5 protein-coding genes and 2 pseudogenes are annotated in these 3,401 nt (G+C 66.1%); 5 read left to right on the top strand and 2 right to left on the bottom strand.

Features of this window, described 5'->3' with window-relative positions; translation table 11 throughout:
- Positions 1 to 35 precede the first annotated feature (35 nt).
- The 5 genes and pseudogenes from JCM19049_RS23435 to JCM19049_RS20030 all read left to right on the top strand — a co-directional run.
- Positions 36 to 173 (top strand): annotated as a pseudogene (locus JCM19049_RS23435) (hypothetical protein); the annotation flags it as partial.
- Positions 173 to 831: pseudogene (locus tag JCM19049_RS10055) on the top strand (nicotinate-nucleotide diphosphorylase (carboxylating)). The pseudogenes JCM19049_RS23435 and JCM19049_RS10055, both read left to right, overlap by 1 nt.
- A 2-nt stretch (positions 832 to 833) precedes the next feature.
- Positions 834 to 1,034, top strand: a complete 201-nt coding sequence (locus tag JCM19049_RS23430; protein WP_374700283.1) for a hypothetical protein — start codon at positions 834 to 836, stop codon at positions 1,032 to 1,034.
- Complete coding sequence (locus JCM19049_RS10050) at positions 1,031 to 1,831, top strand: aminotransferase class V-fold PLP-dependent enzyme (RefSeq protein WP_279402919.1); 801 nt, start codon at positions 1,031 to 1,033, stop codon at positions 1,829 to 1,831. Before JCM19049_RS23430 ends, JCM19049_RS10050 begins: the two co-directional genes overlap by 4 nt.
- Positions 1,832 to 1,870: 39 nt before the next feature.
- A complete protein-coding gene (locus JCM19049_RS20030; RefSeq protein WP_279402918.1) occupies positions 1,871 to 2,212 on the top strand; it encodes an aminotransferase class V-fold PLP-dependent enzyme in 342 nt (113 codons plus the stop codon).
- A 98-nt stretch (positions 2,213 to 2,310) separates the two neighbouring features.
- Here JCM19049_RS20030 and JCM19049_RS10045 read toward each other — a convergent pair whose 3' ends face one another.
- Positions 2,311 to 2,784 (bottom strand): SH3 domain-containing protein, encoded by a 474-nt coding sequence (locus tag JCM19049_RS10045; protein ID WP_054821515.1) that lies wholly within the window; start codon positions 2,782 to 2,784, stop codon positions 2,311 to 2,313.
- Positions 2,700 to 3,401: M15 family metallopeptidase (locus JCM19049_RS10040; protein WP_279402917.1), on the bottom strand; the 702-nt coding region annotated here is incomplete at its 5' end. The genes JCM19049_RS10040 and JCM19049_RS10045, both read right to left, overlap by 85 nt.

The raw sequence follows: 3,401 nt of genomic DNA, 5'->3' as shown, positions 1-3,401 counted from the left end.
CCTGCTGCTCGTTGCCCGCCTGAGCGCCCACGTCCGCCCAGGAACGCACCCACAGCCTGGGGGCGCACTACCGGACCGATCACCCCGAGCCGCAACCGGCAGCACGCACCTGCTGGCAGCTTCCGCTCAGCGAACAGACCACCACCAACACCTTCGAGGAAATCTACGCCTGATGAGTTCCATCCACCCTGTCCCGCGCTCCGTCATTGATGCCATTGTGTCGCTCGCCTTGCTGGAGGATTGCCCACGCGGGGACATCACCGCCACCACCGTATTGGACGCGGCGGTCACCGCCCGCGCCGCCGTGGTGGCCCGCCAACCTGGCGTGCTTTCCGGCAGCGGCGTGTTCGAACGGGTCATGCAGCAGGTGGATCAGGACATCCAGGTCACGGCCCACGTCGCTGACGGGCAGCGTTTCGAGGTGGGGGACGAGCTGATCACCGTGAGCGGGCTGGCCGCCAGCATCCTCACCGCCGAACGGGTGGGGCTGAACCTGCTGCAGCGAATGAGCGCCATTGCCACCGCCACCGCCGAACTGGTGGGGAAGGTGGCGCACACCAAGGCGCGCATCGCCGACACCCGCAAGACCACTCCCGGCCTGCGAGCCTGGAACGCTATGCGGTGCGCTGCGGCGGGGGAGTGAACCACCGGGACAACCTCTCCGAGGCGTTCATGGCCAAGGACAATCACCTGGCCCTGCTGGGGGACGGCGAGCAACTGACCAGTGCGCTGCGCCAGGTGCGTTCCCGGCTCGGGCACACCACCGCCATGGAGGTGGAAGTCGATGACATCAGCCAGATCCCGCGGTGTTGGCCGCTGGGGTGGATGTGATCATGCTGGACAACTTTGCCCCGGCGGACATCCCGGCCGCCCTGGAACTCATTGACGGCCAGGCCATCGTCGAGGCCAGCGGGAACGTCAACGCCGCCACGGTCGCCGAGATCGCCGAAACCGGGGTGGACATCATTTCCTCCGGCGCCATCACCCATTCGGTGGCGGCCATCGATCTGGGATTGGATATGGTGATCGGATGATCTACATGGATGCCGCGGCGACCGCGCCCGCCCACCAGCAGGTGCTGGACACCATCAGTCCCTTGCTGACCCATGACTTTGGCAACCCGTCCTCCCGTCATGAGCTGGGGCGCAACGCCGAACGGGCGGTCAGCTGGGCCCGCAACACCGTGGCCAATGAGCTGGGGGTGGGGGAGCATGAAATCTACTTCACCTCCGGAGGCACCGAGGCCGACAACCTCGCCGTCATCGGTGCGGCCCTGGCGGCCCCACGGGAACGGAAGATTATCACCAGCGCCATCGAGCATCCCGCGGTGCAGGACGCGGCCGCGTTCCTGGCCGAACACCACGGTTTCACCCATGAGCTGATCCCCGTGGACCACGAGGGCGTAGTGGACCTGGCGGCCGCCGAGCGGCTGATCGATGCGAAGACCGCGGTGGTCTCGGTCATGGCCGTGAACAACGAGGTCGGCACCATCCAGCCCATTGCGCAGCTCGGACGCCTGGCTCGCGCGGCCGGCGCGTTCATGCACACCGACGCGGTGCAGGCCGCCGGATGGCTGGATTTGAGTGACTTGACCCCGCACGTGGATGCGCTGAGCATCTCCGGTCACAAGATTGGGGCGCTGAAGGCACCGGGGTGCTCTACTACGCTGCCAACCACCCGATCGTGCCGCTGCTGCACGGCGGTGGCCAGCAGCGCGGGGTGCGTTCGGGGACCGAAAACCCGGCCGGCGCGCCGGGATCGCCCGGCTGCAAATCGTGCGCGAACAACGCGCGGCCGGGGCCGGGGAGGGCTACGGCCCCTACCTGATTGAGCGGATCACCAGCAGCTCAACGAGCAGTTCCCAGGATCGGTGGCGCTTACCGGACACCCGACCCAACGCATCGGCGGGATCGTGTCCCTGGTCTTCCCGCGCACCGCCGGGGAGACCGTGCTGATTGAGCTGGAACGTCACGGGGTGCTGTGCTCCTCGGGCTCGGCCTGCGCCGCCGGATCCACCAATCCCTCCCCGGTGCTCAGCGCCATGGGGTACGAGCCGGAACTGGCGCATACCGCCATCCGGCTCTCCTTTACCCGTGGAATGAAGGAAAACGAGATCAGCCAGGTGGCTTCGGCGGTGATCAGCGTGATGCGCGGGCTGCTCGGCGAACGCCAGCCACCATCCGCAAAGCTGGCCGATCGGCCGAGGCGTTAACCAGGCAAGGGGTGGGACGAATCGACTTCGTCCCACCCCTTGCCTGCTGTTTTGCTTGAGGTACCCCGGCTGCCCGCTCTCACCGGGACGGCAACCGGTCAGCGCAGGTACTTGCCCGAAATCCATCCGGTCTTGGAGGAGTACTTCACCTGGTACCAGCCCTTGGAGGTCTTGCCGGTCAGGCTGACCTTCTTGCCCTTCGGGATGGTCAGCAGGATCTTGTTGCCCGTGCCCGCCTTGGTGCGCAGGTTCAGGTTCGCCGTGGTCTTCTTGGTCTTTGCCGAGCTCTTCGGCTTTGACGGGGAAGTCTGGGTCTTGAGCTTGCTGCCGGAGAAGCTGCCCAGGTAGGTGCCCGAAACCCAGCCGGTCTTGGAGGCGTACTTCACCTGGTACCAGCCCTTGGAGGTCTTGCCGGTCAGGCTGACCTTCTTGCCCTTCGGAATGGTCAGCAGGACCTTGTGCTTGGTGCCTACCCCGCTGCGCAGGTTCAGGTTCGCCTCCGTCTTGGCGCTCGAGGCGCCCTTGGGAGCCTGGGTCTTGGGCTTCTCCGCCTTCGGCTTGGCCTTGGCCACCCCGTAGTAGTGCTCCAGGGTCTTGGCCCCGGACTGGGTGTAGCTCTTGGCCAGGGACGCGCCACATAGCGGAAGTGCCATGGTTCGTAGGCGTATCCGGTCACCGACTCGTAGCCCTTGGGGTAGCGCAGAATGAAGCCGTACTTGTGGGCGTTCTTGGCCATCCAGCGCCCCAGCTTGGTGGATTCGAAGCAGGCCTGCAGGCCGCACTGGTGGTTGGTGTTGCCCACGTCCACGGCCAGGCCGGTCTGGTGTTCACTGGTGCCGGGCTTCGCGGAGATCCGCTGGGCATACTTTGACCCGTACTGCTGGGTGTATTGCCGGAACAGCTGGGCCTGCCGGTCATAGGAGCGGTAGCCGCTGACCAGGGCAATGTTCACGCCGGACTTCTTCGCCGCCGTCTTCATCTTCAAATAGGCGTCAGCCGCCTCGGGCCGCAGCCGGATGGAGGTGCCCTTTACCGTCTTGGTCTTGGGGACATAGCGGGCCGGTGAGAGCGGATAGCTTTTGCTGACAAAGACATCAATGCGGCCGGCACCGCGCTGCAGCTTCCGGGCCGTCGGGACGAACGACGCCACGTCGGTGCTCGGGACGGCCGCGGTGGTGATGCCCTGGGA

The organism is Arthrobacter sp. JCM 19049, assembly GCF_001310435.1.
Note: the sequence above shows the minus strand (reverse complement) of the source record. Positions and strands in the feature narration are given on the sequence as shown.

Coding starts and splice junctions, on each gene's coding strand:
- JCM19049_RS23430 (WP_374700283.1), top strand. CDS start 834: ATGCTGGACAACTTTGCCCCGGCGGACATCCCGGCCGCCCTGGAACTC.
- JCM19049_RS10050 (WP_279402919.1), top strand. CDS start 1,031: ATGATCTACATGGATGCCGCGGCGACCGCGCCCGCCCACCAGCAGGTG.